We start from the raw sequence: 19606 nt of genomic DNA, 5'->3' as shown, positions 1-19606 counted from the left end.
TTTCCAGCCTTTTCGGGCTGGAAATCTGCTCTCGTCGCGGTGAAGATACGTTAACAGGATTGAGAGGAGAGTCGCTATGGCAAACTGGGTTACGGGCAAAGTGGTAAAAGTACAGAACTGGACTGATGCACTGTTTAGCCTCACCGTTCACGCGCCGGTTGCGCCCTTCACCGCTGGGCAGTTTGCCAAACTGGGGCTGGACGTAGACGGAGAACGCGTGCAGCGCGCCTATTCCTACGTCAACGCCCCCAGCAACCCCGATCTTGAGTTCTATCTGGTGACGGTTCCGGAGGGCAAGCTCAGCCCGCGGCTGGCGGCACTGAAGCCGGGCGATGAAGTCCAGGTGGTCAGCGAAGCCGCCGGTTTCTTCGTGCTGGAAGAGGTGCCGGATTGCGAAACCCTATGGATGCTCGCCACCGGCACGGCGATTGGCCCGTACCTGTCGATTCTGGAAGAAGGGAAGGACCTGGATCGCTTTAAAAACCTGGTACTGGTGCACGCCGCGCGCTATGCCGCCGACCTCAGCTATCTGCCGCAGATGCAGGCGCTGGAAGCGCGCTATGCGGGCAAACTGCGCATCCAGTCGGTCGTGAGCCGGGAAACCGCGCCGGGCATGCTCACGGGACGTATCCCGTTCCTGATTGAAACCGGCGCGCTGGAAGAGGCCGTCGGCCTGCCGATGAACGCCGAGAGCAGCCACGTCATGCTGTGCGGTAACCCGCAGATGGTGCGCGACACCCAGCAGCTGCTGAAAGAGACCCGGCAGATGAGCAAGCACCTGCGTCGCCGGCCGGGTCATATGACCGCCGAACACTACTGGTAATCAGGATTCCGCTTTCCAGCGCACGTCCAGCGTCTCTTTACCAAACTTATTCGCGCCCTGGGTACCGACAAACGCGCCCAGGTCGATCAGCATCATGACGATAATCAGCGTCGGTATAAACCGCCCGACGCCCCACTGCCAGACCCCAGGCAGCATCGACCAGTTGCCCGCCAGCAGCATCCACGCCAGAATCATCAGCAGCGCCCAGAGCCCGGATTTACCCCGATCGTGCAGGCGTTTAATGGTCACCGCCGCCGTCGGCCACAGCAGGCACACCAGAATAAAAGCCGCCGTCTGTAAATTGAGAAGGTTACTACCGGCCAGCGTGAACAGCGCGCTCATGGTCATTATCCAGATAGCGATCCAGATCCAGAAGTCGCGACGTCCAATCCGCCCTTTAATTGAGAATAGCCACTGCTGTAGGGTCATGTTTTATTCCTTATCATCATCACCGACGTAGTTTACCCTGAAGGCGTGACTTTTTGACAAGCGTGACGGTTCTCGTTTTAATCGTCAGCAGATAAAAAAAGGGAAGATGGGCATGAAGAAGTGGGCAACCTTATGTTTAATTGGGCTGGCGGCATTATCCGTCGGCCAAAAAGCGTTGTCCGCCGAGTCAGACGCCAGCGCTACGGCGCCCTATCTTCTCTCCGGCGCGCCGGCCTTTGATATTTCCATCAGCGAGTTTCGGGAAAAATTCAACAACGATAACCCGAAGCTATCGCTCAATGAATTTCGCGCCGTCGCCGCCAGCAAAGACCAGGCAAACCTGACCCGCGCCGCCACGAAGATCAATGAGAACCTTTACGCGTCGACCGCGCTTGAACGCGGCACGCTCAAAATTAAATCGATGCAGATCACCTGGCTACCGATTCAGGGGCCGCAGCAGAAAGCGGCGAAAGCGAGAGCCCAGGAGTATATGAGCGCCGTGATGCGCGCGTTCGTACCCACGCTCAGCCTGACGCAAAGCCAGCAGAAGCTGCAGAAACTGCTGACCGCCGGAAAAGGCAAACGTTACTTCTCCGAAACGGAAGGTGCTGTGCGCTATGTGGTGGCGGACAACGGCGAAAAGGGGCTGACCTTCGCTGTTGAACCGATTAAGCTGGCGCTATCTGAAACGCTGGAAAACAACAATAAATGACAAAAAGCAAAGCCTTTCCAGTGATGAATCTCTATACTGTTTCACAGACCATGCTGCCCGCGGGGGCGGCTATATTCCTTAATTCGCTTTAAAGCGTGGAGAATAAAAATGCGACATCCTTTAGTGATGGGTAACTGGAAACTGAACGGCAGCCGCCACATGGTAAACGAACTGGTCGCGAACCTGCGTACCGAACTGGCTGGCGTAACCGGCTGTGCAGTTGCCATTGCTCCGCCTGAGATGTACATCGACCTGGCTAAACAAGCCGCTGCGGGCAGCCACATTCACCTGGGCGCGCAGAACGTTGACCTGAACCTGTCCGGCGCGTTCACTGGCGAAACCTCTGCCGAAATGCTGAAAGACATCGGCGCTGAATACATCATCATCGGCCACTCCGAGCGCCGTACCTACCACAAAGAGTCCGACGAGTTTATCGCCAGGAAATTCGCGGTACTGAAAGAGCAGGGTCTGATCCCGGTTCTGTGCATCGGTGAAACCGAAGCGGAAAACGAAGCGGGCAAAACGGAAGAAGTGTGCGCGCGTCAGATCGACGCCGTTCTGAAAACCCAGGGCGCGGCGGCGTTCGAAGGCGCAGTTATCGCTTATGAACCCGTATGGGCGATCGGTACCGGCAAATCCGCTACCCCGGCTCAGGCTCAGGCTGTACACAAATTCATTCGCGACCACATCGCTAAAGCCGATGCGAAAGTGGCTGAACAAGTGATCATCCAGTACGGCGGTTCCGTTAACGCGGGCAACGCAGCAGAGCTGTTCACCCAGCCGGACATCGACGGCGCGCTGGTTGGCGGCGCATCCCTGAAAGCTGACGCTTTCGCGGTGATCGTTAAAGCAGCAGAAGCCGCGAAAAAAGCGTAATTCGCTTTAAAGGCTATCCCCGGTCGCGCTTTGCAACCGGGGTTATCGCCCGGTTGCCCGGCCAGGTTCCGGGAAAATCCCCGAGCGGTGCAGCCTACAGTTTCCCCAACGCCTGATACCACAGGTAGTCCAGCGGCAGCAGAATCAAATAGCTTACCGCCGCCAGCGCGATACACAGCAGCATTCCCGCCCGCGCAGGCACTTTCCCTAGCCCCATCGCCACCACAATCGGTGATGCCTGATACGGCAGCAGCGGCGTGGAGTATCCCAGCACCTGAATCATAATCACGCTCAGCAGCGGGAAGCCGGTCGCATCGGAGAAGCTCTGCGCGAAGGTGGTATACAGCGCCGGTACGCCGTTAGCGGTCATGATAAAGTTCAGCGCGCTGGTAATGCCGGTCAATGCGAGAAAGCTGGTGAACGGGCTCTCTTTATCCAGCGGCATAATCTGCAGCAGGGCATTCCCCACCACGCCGCCGATACCGGTTTGCGTCACGGTGATAGCCAGCCCCAAAATCCCGGCGACGTAAATACAGGTGCGGATATTCACGCCGCTGGAAAACTCCTCGCCGCTGATAAAACCGACCCGCGGCAGCAGCGTTATCACCGCCGCCGCCAGCCCCGTCCAGGCCGGCCCCACGCCGTGCCAGCTCTCCGTCACCCAGAGCGTCAGCACTACCACCAGCAGCCACGCCAGGCGCTTCTCATCGCGGCTCATCGGCGGCAGCGGCGTCATGTCGCGCGGCGGGTGCGGTTTTCCGGGAAACAGCCAGCATATCAGGGCGATCAGCACAGCCCCTTTGAGCCAGCCGAGCACAGGCGTATGCAGCAGTAAATAGGGAAGATAATTCAAATGGATACCATACGATCCCTCCGCCGCGCCGCTCATCACCAGATTCGGGACGTTGGCGGGCAGGATGGTGGCAGACAGCTGGAAGGTCCCGAACCCCACTGCCAGTGCCAGGCCAAACCACGGGCGCGTCCCCTCTTCAATGCCGGCACGCCTGGCCATTGCCGCCACAATCGGCATCAGCAGCGCGATACGCCCCATATTGGACGGCATCACAAACGCCAGCGCATAGCTGAGCAGCACCACGCTGCCGACCATCAGCGGCCAGGAGTCGGTCAGCCGCGACGAGAGCGACCGGGCCGCCCTGTCCGCCAGCCCGGTTTTGCGTATGGCGATCCCCAGCACAAAGCCGCTGAACACCAGCCAGAAGGCCGAGGAAGCAAAGCCGCCAAAAATCACCTCCGGCGGCGCGATTTTGGCGATCATCGCTGCGGCAAAAAACAGCAGCGCGGTCATAAACTCCGGCAGTAGCGAAGTCGCCCAGAGGAGAATAGTGATGCCGACGATGATAGAAGGAAGGAACAGAGGGTGGGACAACCAGAGCGACATACCTGTCTCCTGTCGATTTTTTCAGCAAGAATACGACGGACGATAAGACAGGTAAACGCCAGATATGGTGGGGTTATTGCAGGATTGCGCAGCTGTGATCCTGAATCTCTTCCGCCGATGCGCGATTAAGCGTTAGCAGGTTACGCTCGGTCGCCAGCAGCACCAGTGAGCCATCGCTCTGCTTTGCCATCGCCAGCGCAAAACGGCCCATATGTTCACGCGCTTCCGGCACCTCTTCGGCCAGCATCAGGAACGGGCTGCGCTGCGCCAGCTCCGTTTCAGTGACCCGACGCGCCAGATATTCGTGGCCCAGTAGTCCACCGGGCAGCGGCAACCAGCGGCTGCTGATTGCGGGCGCGTCCTTGTCCAGCTGGGTACGGACATCGGGACGCAGGCAGGAGATATGGATATGGAAATGATTTTGCGTGCGTCCGCTGCGCGAGTTGATGGTCAAGGAGACCGCGTCATCCGATACGGCGGAACCACGATGCTGGCTCATGATTTCGCGCCCCTGCCAGGCCTGCCAGAAGAAGTTCGGCGTCAGGGGATTAAGCAGCAGCGGACTTTCGGTGCCGTTAATACGGTAAGTCGGCATCAGCAGATACTGCAGCGGGCCATTGCGGTCTTTAAACAGCACATAGCCGCCCTTGAGGTTCACTTCCGCACAGGGCGCGGGATTCTGGTGCTGCTGTTGATTGGGGACGCACTGTTGCAGAACAATTTTGCGCAACGCATCAGGGTTGCCGGAATGAAGCCAGTAGTAGCCGCCGGCCATCGCCGCCACAACGACCACCAGCAGCGCTAATAAAAGGTATCGTACTCTTCGCATTATTTTTTCCTGTCTCAGCCAGAAACGGAAGAGTAACGCAGTTTGATGACCAAATGAAAACAGGAAGAGGTTCGGTGTGTTTTCCCGGAGGCGGCGCTACCAGACTTCTCAGCCCCGGGTCGCGGCTTACGCCTGTCCGGGCGACAAGAGTTGTATCCCCGCTAAGCGCAGCGCAAGCGGGGATAAGGGGAGGCTATTTAACGCTGGTTGATCTGGTCGAAGGTGCCGCCGTTGGAAAAGTGCTCTTTCTGCGCTTTCGTCCAGCCGCCAAACACGTCATCGATGGTGAACAGCTTCAGTTTCGGGAACTCATTCGCGTATTTTTTCGCTATCTCAGGATCGCGCGGACGATAGAAGTTCTTCGCCGCAATCTCCTGGCCTTCCGGCGAGTAGAGGTACTTCAGATACGCTTCCGCCACCTGGCGAGTGCCCTTCTTGTCGACCACTTTATCCACCACGGAAACCGTCGGCTCGGCGAGAATCGATTCGCTCGGGGTCACGATCTCAAATTTGTCTTTACCCAGTTCGTTGGTCGCCAGCAGGGCTTCGTTTTCCCAGGCAATCAGCACATCGCCGATCCCACGTTCCACGAAGGTGTTGGTCGCGCCACGGGCGCCGGAATCCAGTACTTCGACGTTCTTAAACAGCGCTTTTACGAACTCTTGCGCCTTCGCCTGATCGCCATTGTTCTGGTGCAGGGCATAGCCCCATGCCGCCAGATAGTTCCAGCGCGCGCCGCCGGAGCTTTTCGGGTTCGGGGTAATCACCGACACGCCCGGTTTAATCAGGTCGTTCCAGTCGTGAATCTGCTTCGGGTTGCCTTTGCGTACGAGGAACACGATGGTTGAGGTATACGGCGCGGAGTTATCCGGCAGACGCTTCAGCCAGTTTTTGTCGATTCGGCCACGCTCGGCAATCGCATCGACGTCATAGGCCAGCGCAAGGGTCACCACGTCGGCTTCAATGCCGTTGATCACCGAGGTCGCCTGTTTGCCGGAGCCGCCGTGGGACTGACGAATCACCACGTTGTCGCCGGTTTCTTGTTTCCAGTGCGCGCTAAAGGCTTTGTTGTACTGTTCGTACAGCTCGCGCGTTGGATCGTAAGAAACGTTTAATAGTTGAATGTCTTTTGCCAGAACGCTGGCGGATGCCAGCAACAGAGTTAACCCCACGCCCCACTTATTCATCGCACCGCTCTCTTTATGTAGTGTTGTGATGGATTAAGCGTGCCAGAAAGCGGACTGATGATTAAAGAATAAAAAAAGATTGGCTATAACTTGTGAGTATATAGAGCGGGGGAGAGTTTGCCCCCTCCCGAACGGGAGGGGGCGGGAAGCATCAGACTTCTTCCATGCGGCCCAGCAGCGCCTGCAGACGATCCTGCCAGCCCTGCTGCTGTTCTTTCAGCTGACCGTTTTCACGCTCAAGCTCTTCACGGCTGTGCTGCGCGCTCTGTACTTCCTGCGCCAGCGTGTTGTTCTTCTCTTTCAGCTCTTCGATTTCCATCTGTAACAGAGTGATGGTATCAATCGCCTGCTGAACTTTAGATTCTAATTTCTCAAACACTTCTAATGACATCGTCATACCTCTCCTGAACTTGCAAGGCGTTGATAGAAACCGTCCGTTTCGTATACGCGTTGACGCCTTAACGAAAATTAGCGCACTACAGTGGTGATGTAGTCGATTGTATGAAGCCCCGCCTCCCCTGTCCAGCGACAACCCGCGTAGATTGCGGTTTGCAACACTTTTCAGCCTTTACCTGGTCCGTTCGCCGCTTTTACCCGGTACTTTTTCGTAATTGTTAATCAACACGTAAAAAAATGTGCGGTGAAACGCTCCCGCAAAAGGCCGAACACGCGTTTATGGCGCGAAAACGCTCATTTTCTTGACGTGGTACACACATTTGAATTTCGATATTTCTCGTTTTTGTTCGTTAACGATAAATTAACACTATGCCTACATGGCAGCGTGGTCGCCTGCGACCTTCACACATACAATAATCATCACTACGCTTCAGGATTCGATTATGAGCCAAACATCAACACTAAAAGGCCAGTGCATCGCAGAGTTCCTCGGTACCGGGTTGTTGATCTTTTTCGGCGTTGGGTGCGTCGCTGCGCTTAAGGTCGCGGGAGCCAGCTTCGGTCAGTGGGAAATCAGCATCATCTGGGGTCTGGGCGTCGCCATGGCGATTTACCTGACCGCAGGGGTTTCCGGTGCGCACCTTAACCCGGCGGTCACCATCGCGCTGTGGCTGTTCGCCTGCTTTGACGGTCGTAAAGTTGTTCCATTTATCGTTGCGCAATTCGCTGGCGCCTTTTGCGCTGCGGCTTTAGTTTACGGGCTTTATTACAATCTTTTCTTCGATTTCGAACATACCCACAATATGGTGCGCGGTAGCGTCGAAAGTCTCGAGCTGGCAGGCATTTTCTCCACCTATCCGAATCCGCATATCAATTTTGTGCAGGCCTTCGCGGTAGAAATGGTGATTACCGCTATCCTGATGGGCGTCATTCTGGCGCTGACCGACGATGGTAACGGCGTGCCGCGTGGCCCGCTGGCGCCGCTGCTGATTGGTCTGCTGATCGCCGTCATCGGCGCATCCATGGGCCCGCTGACCGGCTTCGCCATGAACCCGGCGCGTGATATCGGACCGAAAGCCTTCGCCTGGCTGGCAGGCTGGGGCAACGTCGCCTTCACCGGCGGCAAAGATATTCCTTATTTCCTGGTGCCGCTGTGTGCGCCAATCGTCGGTGCTGCGCTGGGCGCATTCTGCTACCGCAAGCTGATTGGCCGCCACCTGCCTTGCGACACCTGCGTCGTCGAAGAGAAAGAAGCTGCATCCCACTCTACGACGCAACACAAAGCTTCGCTGTAATCTGACTACGGGACTCATACTATGACCGACAAAAAATATATCGTAGCGCTCGACCAGGGCACCACCAGCTCCCGCGCCGTGGTAATGGATCACGATGCCAATATCGTCAGCGTTTCTCAGCGAGAATTCGAACAAATTTATCCGCGTCCAGGCTGGGTTGAACACGACCCGATGGAGATCTGGGCATCGCAAAGCTCTACGCTGGTCGAAGTGCTGGCAAAAGCCGATATCAGCTCCGATGAAATCGCGGCGATCGGCATCACCAACCAGCGTGAAACCGCCATCGTGTGGGAGCGCGAAACCGGGAAGCCGATTTATAACGCCATCGTCTGGCAGTGCCGCCGTACCGCCGAGATCTGCGAACAGCTCAAGCGCGACGGCATGGAAGAGTACATCCGCAAGGCCACCGGCCTGGTGGTTGACCCCTACTTCTCCGGCACCAAAGTGAAGTGGATCCTCGACCACGTCGAAGGCGCGCGCGAACGCGCTAAACGCGGCGAGCTGCTGTTCGGTACCGTAGACACCTGGCTTATCTGGAAAATGACCCAGGGACGCGTTCACGTAACCGACTACACTAACGCCTCGCGTACCATGCTGTTTAATATCCACGAGTTGGACTGGGACGACAAAATGCTCGATGCGCTGGATATCCCGCGCGCCATGCTGCCGGAAGTGCGCAAGTCGTCCGAAGTGTACGGCCAGACCAACATCGGCGGTAAAGGCGGGACGCGTATTCCGATCGCCGGTATCGCCGGCGACCAGCAGGCTGCGCTGTTCGGCCAGCTGTGCGTGAAAGAGGGGATGGCGAAAAACACCTACGGTACCGGCTGCTTTATGCTGATGAATACCGGCGAGAAAGCGGTGACGTCAACGCACGGCCTGCTGACGACTATCGCCTGCGGCCCGCGCGGTGAGGTGAACTATGCGCTGGAAGGCGCGGTGTTTATGGCTGGCGCCTCTATTCAGTGGCTGCGCGATGAGATGAAGCTGATTAGCGACGCGTTCGATTCCGAATATTTCGCCACCAAAGTGAAGGATACCAACGGCGTGTACGTCGTTCCGGCGTTTACCGGCCTCGGCGCCCCGTACTGGGACCCGTATGCCCGCGGCGCGATCTTCGGCCTGACCCGCGGCGTGAACTCCAACCATATTATTCGCGCCACCCTGGAGTCGATTGCCTATCAGACCCGCGACGTGCTGGAAGCGATGCAGGCTGACTCCGGGATCCGTCTGCACGCCCTGCGCGTTGACGGCGGCGCGGTCGCCAACAACTTCCTGATGCAGTTCCAGTCCGATATTCTCGGCACCCGCGTGGAACGCCCGGAAGTCCGCGAAGTCACCGCGCTGGGTGCAGCCTATCTGGCCGGTCTGGCGGTCGGTTTCTGGCAAAACCTGGATGAACTGCAGGAGAAAGCGGTCATCGAACGCGAGTTCCGTCCGGGGATTGAAACCACCGAGCGTAACTATCGCTACAGCGGCTGGAAGAAAGCGGTAAAACGCGCGCTGGCGTGGGAAGAGCACGACGAAGCGTAAGATGGGGTATTCCCGGCTGGCGGCGTAAACGCCTTAGCCGGGCTACCGCCCGCAGACCGCACAACCCCGTAGCCCGGCTAAGCGCAGCGCGAGCCGGGGGGAAACCGCGTCGATGTAATAAATCCCGGAGTATCCCCGGGTTGCGGCGTAAACGCCTTACCCGGGCTACAGCCCGCACCCGTAGCCCGGCTAAGCGCGGCGCGAGCCGGGGGGAAACCGCGTCGATGTATAAATCCCGGGGTATCCCCGGGTTGCGGCGTAAACGCCTTACCCGGGCTACCGCCCGCAGACCGCACAACCCCGTAGCCCTGCTAAGCGCGGCGCGAGCCGGGGGGAAACCCCGTCGATGTATAAATCCCGGGGTATCCCCGGGTTGCGGCGTAAACGCCTTACCCGGGCTACCGCCCGCAGACCGCACAACCCCGTAGCCCGGCTAAGCGCAGCGCGAGCCGGGGGGAAACCGCGTCGATGTATAAATCCCGGGGTATCCCCGGGTTGCGGCGTAAACGCCTTACCCGGGCTACAGCCCGCAGACCGCACACCCCCGTAGCCCGGCTAAGCGCAGCGCGAGCCGGGGAGAAACCGCGTCGATATATAAATCCCGGGGTATCCCCGGGTTGCGGCGTAAACGCCTTACCCGGGCTACCGCCCGCAGACCGCACAACCCTGTAGCGCACCGCCTCCGGGTTTTTATCAGCCAAATACCGGCAGCAGCAGATAGAGCTTAATCACCAGCGCGTTAACGATATCGATAAAGAACGCACCCACCATCGGCACCACCAGAAACGCCATGTGCGACGGACCGAAACGGTCGGTAATCGCCTGCATGTTGGCAATCGCCGTCGGCGTCGCGCCGAGGCCGAAACCACAGTGGCCGGCGGCCAGCACCGCGGCATCGTAGTTTTTGCCCATCATCCGGTAGGTCACAAACACCGCATACAGCGCCATAGCCACTGCCTGAACCGCCAGAATAATAATCATCGGCAGCGCCAGCGACGCCAGCTCCCACAGCTTCAGGCTCATCAGGGCCATCGCCAGGAACAGCGACAGACTGACGTTACCCAGCACCGACACCGCGCGGTCGAACACGCGGTACAGGCCCAGCGCCGACAGGCTATTGCTCAGGATCACGCCGATAAACAGCACGCAAACGAAGGTGGGCAGTTCAAATACGGTTCCCGCCAGCAGTTGCGCAACGATCTTCCCTACCGTCAAACAGATGGCGATCAGCGCGATGCTCTCAATCAGCACCAGCGACGTGATCATGCGCCCCATATCCGGCTTTTCAAACGCGGTCGGCGCGAGCTGATCGTCCGGCGTACCGTCCGGGGAGGAAGAGTGCTTAACCAGATAGCGCGCCACCGGTCCGCCGATCAGGCCGCCCAGGACGAGGCCGAAGGTTGCGCAAGCCATGGCCACTTCGGTAGCGTTGGCAAAGCCATAGCGTTCAACAAACAATTTACTCCACGCCGCGCCGGTACCGTGGCCGCCGGAAAGGGTAATCGAACCGGCCAGCAGCCCCATCAGCGGGTCGAGGCCAAGCAGCTTCGCCATGCCGATTCCGAGCGCGTTTTGCAGCAGCAGCAGCCCCACCACCACGATCAGGAACGTCCCCAGCACTTTGCCGCCGGAGCGCAGGCTGGCGAGGTTGGCGTTGAGGCCGATAGTGGCAAAGAAAGCCAGCATCAGCGGATCTTTGAGGCTCATATCGAAATCGATTTCGATATCCATGCTTTTCTTTAATACCAGCAGCGCCAGCGCGACCAGCAGGCCGCCCGCAACGGGTTCAGGAATGGTGTATTTCTTCAGGAAAGGGACGGTTTGAACGAGTTTTCTACCCAGTAGCAACACGAGTGTTGCGGCAACGAGCGTCGATAAGGTATCGAGATGAAACATAAAAAAGAGCTCCTTATAGGCGCATGATCCATTCACACGCGACGGTATTCCCGGTGTCGATTGCTTCTCATCATGAGTAATCGGGAAGGGATTTTAAGCAGAAGTACGGAAAAAAGGACAGGAAAAGATATTTTGTAGGGATAATGATGCGATCAAGCATACAAAATGTTAATAAATATTTGACACTTATTCCCTGCTTAAATATTTGCCGCTTAAGAGTGGCAAACGTTTGCTTTTGGTCTACAGTCCGATAAAATCCCCGCTTTGCCACCTTTGGGATTGTTGTGATGTCCGTTAACACCGCAGAATCAGAAAATGCGCAACCGGTTGCGCATAAGCAAACCAGCGAATTAATCTACCGCCTTGAAGACCGCCCGCCGCTACCGCAAACCCTGTTCGCCGCATTCCAGCACCTGCTGGCGATGTTTGTCGCGGTCATCACTCCGGCGCTGTTAATTTGCCAGGCTCTGGGCCTTCCGGCTCAGGATACGCAACACATCATCAGCATGTCCCTGTTCGCCTCCGGCGTGGCCTCCATCATTCAAATTAAAGCCTGGGGCCCGGTGGGGTCTGGTCTGCTCTCGATTCAGGGCACCAGTTTTAACTTCGTCGCGCCGCTGATTATGGGCGGGACCGCCTTGAAAACCGGCGGCGCCGATGTTCCGACCATGATGGCCGCGCTGTTCGGCACCCTGATGCTGGCCAGCTGCACAGAGATGGTTCTCTCCCGCGTTCTGCATCTCGCCCGCCGCATTATTACCCCGCTGGTCTCCGGCGTGGTGGTGATGATTATCGGCCTGTCGCTGATTCAGGTTGGCCTGACCTCCATCGGCGGCGGCTATGCCGCCATGGCCGACCACACCTTCGGCGCGCCAAAAAACCTGCTGCTGGCAGGGATCGTGCTGGCGCTGATTATTATCCTTAACCGCCAGCGCAACCCGTACCTGCGCATCGCTTCGCTGGTTATCGCGATGGCGGCCGGCTACCTGGCGGCATGGCTGCTCGATATGCTGCCGGCCAATGCCGCGCCGACGGAAAGCAGCCTGATTATGGTACCCACGCCGCTGTACTACGGGCTGGGCATCGACTGGAACCTGCTGCTGCCGCTGATGCTGGTGTTTATGATTACCTCGCTGGAAACCATCGGCGATATTACCGCCACCTCTGACGTCTCCGAGCAGCCGGTTTCCGGCCCGCTATATATGAAGCGTCTGAAGGGCGGCGTGCTGGCCAACGGTCTGAACTCGTTTGTTTCGGCGGTATTCAACACCTTCCCGAACTCCTGCTTTGGCCAGAACAACGGCGTGATACAGCTGACCGGCGTCGCCAGCCGCTATGTCGGTTTCGTGGTCGCACTGATGCTGATCGTGCTCGGCCTGTTCCCGGCGGTAAGCGGCTTCGTGCAGCATATTCCTGAGCCGGTGCTCGGCGGCGCGACGCTGGTGATGTTCGGCACCATTGCCGCCTCCGGCGTGCGTATCGTCTCCCGCGAGCCGCTGAACCGCCGCGCGATCCTGATTATCGCCCTGTCGCTGGCCGTCGGCCTCGGCGTTTCCCAGCAGCCGCTGATCCTGCAATTCGCCCCTGACTGGCTGAAGAATCTGCTCTCCTCCGGTATCGCTGCTGGCGGCATCACGGCGATTATTCTGAATCTGATTTTCCCGCCAGAGAAAAACTGATCCTTTCTGACGCTCCGGCCACGCGATGCTGGCCGGAGCGTCAGCATCATCAACCTCACATCATCTCATTACACAATTCCTGTCTTGAGGATTGCGCATAATTCGGGCATAACAGCCTTATGTGCCTCGCTCAGGATCGAAGACCATGAAATTTCTCAGAAAGCTGATTCTCTGGCTGCTGATTGCCCTGCTGGTGGTGATTATTGCCGCTTACTTCCTGCTGCAAACCCAGTGGGGCGGGCGCCAGGCCAGCGCCTGGCTAAGCGACGGTACCGGCTGGAAGGTCTCTTTCAACAAGATGGACCATAATTTCTCCTCGCCACTGCACCTGCAGCTGCAAAACGTTACCCTCGGACGCGACGGCAAACCCGCCACGCTGGTGGCGCAAACGGTGGATATCGGGTTTAGCAGCCGCCAGTTTAGCGACCCGCTGCATGCAGACGAAATCGTCCTCAGCGACGGTACGCTGAACTTCTCCCCTTCTTCCGCGGCGCTGCCATTCGCCGCCGACCGTCTCCAGTTGCGCAATATGGCGTTCAATAGCCCGGAGAGCGACTGGGATCTGAGCGCGCAGCGCGTCACCGGCGGCGTCAGCCCGTGGGCGCCGGAAGCGGGCAACGTGCTCGGCAAGAAAACGCAGATTCAGATGAACGCCGGGTCGATGACGCTCAACGGTATTGAAGCCAGCAACGTGCTGATTCAGGGGAATATTGATAACGGCGAAGTGTCCCTCTCGACCATTGGCGCGGACGTCGCCCGCGGTACGCTCACCGGCACGGCGAAACGCAGCGCCGACGGCGGCTGGCAGGTCGATAATTTGCGGCTCAACGAGATTCGCCTGCAAAGCGATAAATCACTCGCCGACTTTTTCGCGCCGCTGACCACCCTGCCGTCACTACAGATTGGCCGCCTTGATGTAACCGACGCCAGCCTGCAGGGGCCTGACTGGGCGATCGCCGGCCTCGATCTTAACCTGCGCAACCTCACCCTGAGCCGCGGCGACTGGCAAAGCCAGGAGGGTACGCTGTCGATGAACGCAAACGAGTTCATTTACGGCTCGCTGCATTTCCTCGACCCGATCCTTAACGCCGGGTTCTCGCCGCAGGGCATCGCGCTGCGCCAGTTCACCTCACGCTGGGAGGGCGGGATGGTGCGCACGTCCGGCAACTGGCTGCGCGCCGGCCATGCGCTGGTGCTGGATGACGCGGCGTTCGCCGGGCTGGAATATACGCTGCCAACCAACTGGAAGCAGCTGTGGATGGCGCCGCTGCCCGACTGGCTGCAAAGCCTGACGCTGAGAAAGTTCAGCGCCAGCCGCAACCTGATTATCGATATTGAACCGGCGTTCCCGTGGCAAATCACCGCGCTCGACGGCTACGGCGGCGAGCTGCAGCTGGTGAAAAACCGCAGCTGGGGCGTGTGGAGCGGTAGCGCGACGCTGAACGCCGCCGCCGCGACCTTTAATCGTATTGATGTCCGCCGCCCGTCGCTGAAGCTGAGCGCCAATGCCTCCACGGTGAACGTTAACGAGCTCAGCGCCTTTACCGAGCGAGGGATCCTGCAAGCCACCGCGGCGGTGTCGCAGCTCCCGCAGCGCCTGGTCAACCTGAGCCTGAACGGTCGCGGCGTGCCGCTGAATATTTTGCAGGCATGGGGATGGCCCGCGCTGCCGGTCTCCGGCGACGGTAACCTTCAGCTGACGGCGACCGGCAGCGTGCTGGCGGATGCGCCGCTGAAGCCGACCGTCAACGGCCAGCTGAGCGCGATAAATATGGAGAAACAGCAGGTGGCGCAGGTGATGCGCAACGGGGAGGTCACCAGCACCCAGCCCCCTTCAGCGCCGGCGACAACGACTCCCTGACTTTCCCCCTCCCTCTCCCCCACGGGAGAGGGGCCTGTTCCCTTCGCGAAACCTGTTGCCATTAAGCGGCTGTTTGTACCTATTTCCCGCAACCTGTTCCTTTCAAATAGCGGACTTGCTATAACAAAAATACTGGAAGTTAAAAAAATAATTAAAGTCCCTGAACCTATACCCAAAATAATTCGAGTTGCTTAAAGGCGGCAAGGGAGTGAGTCCTCAGGAGCATAGATAACTATGTGACTGGGGTGAGCGACAAATCTGCCGGGAGCAGATTTGAACGTCGCTTGCGACGGCCCGTGAGGGCGAGGCCCTTGGATGGGCCGAGTAATCCGTAGCTAACACATAAGCAACTTGAAGTATGACGGGTATACAAAAATAAAGGAACGACCATGTCTGTAATACGTCAACGTATTCTGGAGAATATGCAAAAATTCTCCAGAGCAATGATCGGTGCAGTATTGTTCTTGCCGGTCATCGGCTTAATTTTGGCACTCAGTTCAGTCTTAACCAACCCAACATTAATTTCGGAGACCAGCTTTTTACACCAGCTCGGCCAGCTGCTCGGCGATACCTTCTGGCCTTTATTCGGCAATCTGGGATTACTTTTTTGCGTCGGCATCAGCTATGGCCTGGCAAAAGATAAAAAAACCGAAGTGGCGCTGGTGTCGGTGATGTGTTTTATCATGTTTCTTGGCGCCAACCACTCGTGGCTGGAGCATACCCACGGACTCGCGGAAAAAATTAACGGCGAATATTACGGTACCGGGCAGACTCAGCTGCTGGGGTTTGTGGTAGTCGATATGGGGGTCTTCCTCGGGATTATTCTCGGCTGCACCATCGCCTGGGTGCATAACAAAGTGTCGACGATTGAACTGCCCGGCGCGCTCTCCATGTACGGCGGAGCCAAGCTGACGCTGGTGGCGATGACCCCGGTCGTCATTTTCTACGCCATCGCCTTTACCTGGATCTGGCCGTTTATGACCCACGGCATCGCGGCGCTGACCGGCTTTATGAAAAACGCCGGCGTGGCGGGGGTCTTCGTCTACGGCTTCTTTGAAAAATTCCTCATCCCCACCGGCCTGCACCACTTCGTCTGGTCGCCGTTCCAGCTCACGCAAATCGGCGGTACGCTGAACGTCGACGGCCAGGTCGTCTCCGGCACCCAGGCGATTTTCCTCGCCTATATGCGCCACCCGGATTTAACCCCGGTGATGAACGAGGCGCTGCGTTTCTCGCAGCAGGGGATGACCACTATCTTCGGCCTGGCCGGCGCCTCGCTGGCGTTCTACCACACGGCAAAACCGGAGAAAAAAATGATGGCCAAAGCGATTCTGCTGCCGGCCATTATCACCTCTATGCTCACCGGCATCACCGAGCCGATTGAGTTTACCTTCCTGTTTGTTTCGCCGCTGCTGTGGGTGATCCACGCCACGTTAACCGCGGCCTCGCAGGCGATTTGCGACATCTTTACCGTGCGTCCCTGGGGCGCTTCCGGGCTGATTGAGTTCCTGATTTACAACCTGCCGCTGCCGGTCTCCCTGACCCGCTGGCCCGGCTACGTGCTTATCGGGATTGGTCAGTTCGCCGTCTACTACGTTATCTTCCGCACGCTGGTCGTTAAGTTGAATCTTAAAACCCCGGGTCGCGAAGACGATGAAAACGTGAAGTTATATAGCAAAGCTGATTACCGAAAAAAAATGGGCGAACCGCAGTCGGTGACCAACGAGATTATTAATGGTCTGGGTGGTAAAGAGAACATTATTTCCGTCGACAACTGTTTTACCCGCCTGCGCGTCGCTATTCATAATATGGATCTGGTTGACGATGCGATATTAAAAAGCACCGGCGCAAACGGCGTAGTACGAAATCGAAATGAAGTTCAGGTTATTTACGGCGTCAAAGTGGGACAGGTTCGTTCCCGGGTTGATAGCTGGCTAGCAGAAAATTAATTGGGAGTGATTTATGAAATTAACCGTATTAGGCGGGGGCGGCGTTCGCTCTGCGTTTCTGGCGAAATCTCTGGCATATAACGCGCATCGCATTGGTTTAACGGAAGTGGTCTTTCTCGACAGCTCCGCGGAGAATCTGACAATATTCGGCGAGATCGCCCGCTATGTGTTTAATGCCATTCGCCCGGATATTCATTTCAGCGTAACCAGCGACCCGGTGCCGGCGCTAAAAAATAGCCACTATGTGATAACCACTCTGCGGGTGGGCGGCGATGAGAGCCGGATCCGCGACGAGCGTATCGCCCTGGCGCACAACACGCTGGGCCAGGAGACCACCGGCGCGGGCGGTTTCGCCATGGCGATGCGTTCCATTCCGGCGATTCTTCACTACTGCCGCCTGATTGAAGAGCACGCCGCCGAAGATGCCATTCTGTTTAACTTCACCAACCCGTCAGGGCTGGTCACCGAGGCGATTATCAAATCCGGCTTTAAGCGTCGGGTGTACGGCATCTGCGATGCCCCGTCGGAGCTGATTCGCGAGCTGCCCGAGATCCTCGGCTGCGACGAGCGCGATCTCGGCGTCGAGTGCTACGGGCTGAACCACTTCTCCTGGTTTACCCATTTCACCGTGCGCGGCGAGGATGTCACCGAGCGCCTGATCGCCAGCCCGGACCTGTATCGCAAGACGGCGATGCAGTACTTTTCGCCGGAGCTGGTTCAGCTATGCGATAAGCAGCTGCTTAATGAATATCTTTACTACTACTACTATCGCGAAGTGGCTTTGAAAGCGATTCAGAACGCGCCGGAAACCCGCGGCGAGCAGATTGCGCGCATCAATCACGATATGCGCGAAGCGCTGCTGACCGTTGATGTCAAAGCCAACCCGGAAGTGGCGTTTACCATCTGGATGAAGCACTATCTGCGCCGGGAAAATAGCTATATGCAGAACGAGTCGCAGCAGGAAAAATTCCATACCCGCGAGCCGTTGACCTTAAAGCAATTTATCGAGGAGCCGGATACCGGCGGCTACGCGGGCGTGGCGCTGGATATTCTGGAGGCGGTCAACAGCACCACCACCAAGCGCATCGTGGTATCGATGCCCAACAACGGCACGCTGGACTTCCTGCGCCCGGACGATGTGATTGAGATCAGCTGCGACCTGAGCAAAGAGGGCCTGAAGCCGGTGACGCCGAAGCATGTGCCGACGGCGCAGAAAAACATGATCGCCAGCGTGAAAGAGTATGAGCGGCTGGCGGTGGCGGCCATTCTGCAGCGCGATAAATCGCTGGCGGTACGGGCGCTGATGGCGCATCCGCTGGTAGGCTCTTATTCGCTGGCAAAAACGCTGGTTGAAGCCTATCTCGACGATAAGCAGTTCGCCGACTGGCAATAAACGCCCGGTGAAATCCCCCGGATGGCGGCTAACGCCTTATCCGGGCTTGTATGATTACTCCGTCAGAAAGAACCGGCCAGTTCTCTCTGATGGCGGTCCGGATGCCGTGTCCGGGCTTAGGCTTTCGCGCCTGTTCCGTAGATCCTTTGCACCGGACCGCCGTTCTTTCTCATGTGATAAACCGGACAGTATCATGGACCGGCTTTCACCGGTAACCCGTATTTGCAAGGTTGGTTTCACTATGGAAAACGAACTCCACTTCATCGGTATTGATGTCGCCAAAGCTAAACTGGATGTCGATATTCTTCGCCCTGATGGCCGGCATCGTTGTAAAAAATTTGACAATACCCTCTCCGGACACGAAGCGCTGGTCCGCTGGCTTCGCGGCCATGACGTGAACCGTGCCCATGTCTGCATGGAGTCCACCAGCACCTACATGGAAGACGCGGCCGCGCATCTGAGTGATGCCGGGTATACCGTGTCCATCATCAACCCCGCCCTCAGTAAAGCTTTCGCACAGAGTGAGGGGTTGCGCAGTAAAACTGACAAAGTGGACGCCCGTATGCTGGCTCACTTCTGCCGGGAAAAACGCCCGTCAGCCTGGGAGGCCCCTCATCCGACAGAGCGGGCACTGAAAGCCCTGGTGTTAAGGCATCAGGCGCTGACAGAGATGCAGACGCAGGAGAAAAACCGGCGAGAAACCGCGCCGGAGGTTCAGCTGGCCAGCATTGATATCCTGCTGGGATGTCTGAGCGCGGAGCTGGCACGTATCGAAAAACAGATAAAAGACCTGACGGATAACGACCCGGATATGAAACGACGGCGGAAGCTGCTGAACAGTATCCCGGGCATCGGGGAGAAAACAGCGGCTGTTCTGCTGGCGTATACGGGCCTGAGGCTGAAGTTCGGTACAGCGCGGCAGTTCGCGGCGTATGCAGGACTGACGCCGGTGCAGCATGAGTCGGGAAGCAGCGTGATGCGGGCGAGCCGGATGAGCAAAGCGGGGCCGGTTCAACTGCGCAAGGCGTTATACATGCCAGCGTTATCGGCGCTGTACCATACGGCGTGGGGAAAAGCGTTCAGGAAAAGGCTGGAAGAGAGCGGAAAGCGGGCAAAAGTCATCATAGGGGCGATGATGCGAAAGCTGGCGCAGGTGGCTTATGGAGTACTGAAGTCAGGAAAGGCGTTCGATGCGTCACAGCATGAGCTGTTGATAGCGTAACAACGTTCCCTGAGAAAAAACGACAGCACCAGAGAGTGCTGTCTTTGGTGTGCCTGTCATCCGGGAGCCGGAGAAAGTATCGGCAACTAAAAATGGTTGCAGGCGTTCACAGTATCTACCGGATCGC

The 19606-nt window shown here is 57.7% G+C and carries 16 protein-coding genes; 10 read left to right on the top strand and 6 right to left on the bottom strand.

Features of this window, described 5'->3' with window-relative positions; genetic code table 11:
- Positions 1-76: 76 nt before the first annotated feature.
- Positions 77-823, top strand: a complete 747-nt coding sequence (fpr, locus tag JLG71_RS00550; RefSeq protein ID WP_134898818.1) for a ferredoxin--NADP(+) reductase — start codon at positions 77-79, stop codon at positions 821-823.
- On the opposite strand, the gene JLG71_RS00545 is transcribed toward fpr, so the two are convergent.
- Positions 824-1252 (bottom strand): DUF805 domain-containing protein, encoded by a 429-nt coding sequence (locus JLG71_RS00545; protein WP_004126694.1) that lies wholly within the window; start codon positions 1250-1252, stop codon positions 824-826. It abuts the gene before it with no gap.
- 112 nt (positions 1253-1364) lie between these two features.
- On the opposite strand from JLG71_RS00545, the gene JLG71_RS00540 reads away from it, so the two are divergent.
- Positions 1365-1964: a DUF1454 family protein gene (locus tag JLG71_RS00540; protein WP_004855520.1), complete on the top strand. Its 600-nt coding sequence runs from the start codon at positions 1365-1367 to the stop codon at positions 1962-1964.
- A gap of 108 nt (positions 1965-2072) precedes the next feature.
- Positions 2073-2840, top strand: a complete 768-nt coding sequence (tpiA, locus tag JLG71_RS00535; protein WP_004855521.1) for a triose-phosphate isomerase — start codon at positions 2073-2075, stop codon at positions 2838-2840.
- 94 nt (positions 2841-2934) lie between these two features.
- Here the strand turns inward: tpiA and JLG71_RS00530 are convergent, their stop codons facing one another.
- The 4 genes from JLG71_RS00530 to zapB form a co-directional block, all read right to left on the bottom strand.
- Positions 2935-4239, bottom strand: coding sequence for an SLC13 family permease (locus tag JLG71_RS00530; protein ID WP_014227261.1), 1305 nt, complete (start codon positions 4237-4239; stop codon positions 2935-2937).
- Positions 4240-4312: 73 nt separating this feature from the next.
- Positions 4313-5068, bottom strand: a complete 756-nt coding sequence (locus JLG71_RS00525) for a CDP-diacylglycerol diphosphatase (protein ID WP_009652756.1) — start codon at positions 5066-5068, stop codon at positions 4313-4315.
- Between the two features lie 197 nt (positions 5069-5265).
- Positions 5266-6255: a sulfate ABC transporter substrate-binding protein gene (locus JLG71_RS00520; RefSeq protein WP_004126718.1), complete on the bottom strand. Its 990-nt coding sequence runs from the start codon at positions 6253-6255 to the stop codon at positions 5266-5268.
- A 151-nt stretch (positions 6256-6406) separates the two neighbouring features.
- Complete coding sequence (gene zapB, locus JLG71_RS00515; protein WP_009652751.1) at positions 6407-6652, bottom strand: septal ring assembly protein ZapB; 246 nt, start codon at positions 6650-6652, stop codon at positions 6407-6409.
- Between the two features lie 442 nt (positions 6653-7094).
- Between zapB and JLG71_RS00510 the strand changes: the two genes are divergently transcribed.
- Together JLG71_RS00510 and glpK are read left to right on the top strand one after the other, a co-directional pair.
- Positions 7095-7946: an MIP/aquaporin family protein gene (locus tag JLG71_RS00510; protein WP_048262751.1), complete on the top strand. Its 852-nt coding sequence runs from the start codon at positions 7095-7097 to the stop codon at positions 7944-7946.
- A gap of 21 nt (positions 7947-7967) precedes the next feature.
- A complete protein-coding gene (gene glpK, locus JLG71_RS00505; RefSeq protein WP_004126722.1) occupies positions 7968-9479 on the top strand; it encodes a glycerol kinase GlpK in 1512 nt (503 codons plus the stop codon).
- Between the two features lie 693 nt (positions 9480-10172).
- Here the strand turns inward: glpK and gltS are convergent.
- Complete coding sequence (gene gltS, locus JLG71_RS00500) at positions 10173-11375, bottom strand: sodium/glutamate symporter (protein WP_014227262.1); 1203 nt, start codon at positions 11373-11375, stop codon at positions 10173-10175.
- Between the two features lie 287 nt (positions 11376-11662).
- Between gltS and JLG71_RS00495 the strand changes: the two genes are divergently transcribed.
- The 5 genes from JLG71_RS00495 (at position 11663) to JLG71_RS00475 (ending at position 19479) form a co-directional block, all read left to right on the top strand.
- On the top strand, positions 11663-13054 hold the full coding sequence (locus JLG71_RS00495) for a nucleobase:cation symporter-2 family protein (RefSeq protein WP_049084478.1): 1392 nt from the start codon (positions 11663-11665) through the stop codon (positions 13052-13054).
- 145 nt (positions 13055-13199) lie between these two features.
- Entirely contained in the window at positions 13200-14915 is a 1716-nt protein-coding gene (locus JLG71_RS00490) for an AsmA family protein (RefSeq protein WP_200913932.1), read from the top strand.
- Positions 14916-15304: 389 nt separating this feature from the next.
- Entirely contained in the window at positions 15305-16864 is a 1560-nt protein-coding gene (locus tag JLG71_RS00485; protein WP_032718820.1) for a PTS transporter subunit EIIC, read from the top strand.
- Positions 16865-16877: 13 nt separating this feature from the next.
- Complete coding sequence (locus JLG71_RS00480; protein ID WP_154919542.1) at positions 16878-18257, top strand: family 4 glycosyl hydrolase; 1380 nt, start codon at positions 16878-16880, stop codon at positions 18255-18257.
- A gap of 241 nt (positions 18258-18498) precedes the next feature.
- The gene (locus JLG71_RS00475; protein WP_032747738.1) at positions 18499-19479 is read left to right on the top strand and encodes an IS110 family RNA-guided transposase; all 981 of its coding nucleotides are present in this window, start codon (positions 18499-18501) and stop codon (positions 19477-19479) included.
- Positions 19480-19606: the final 127 nt, after the last annotated feature.

The sequence above is a fragment of the Klebsiella michiganensis genome, from assembly GCF_015139575.1.
In the GTDB taxonomy this organism is placed as follows: domain Bacteria; phylum Pseudomonadota; class Gammaproteobacteria; order Enterobacterales; family Enterobacteriaceae; genus Klebsiella; species Klebsiella michiganensis.
The sequence above is the reverse complement of the archived record's forward strand: the minus strand, read 5'-3'. Positions and strand labels throughout refer to the sequence as shown.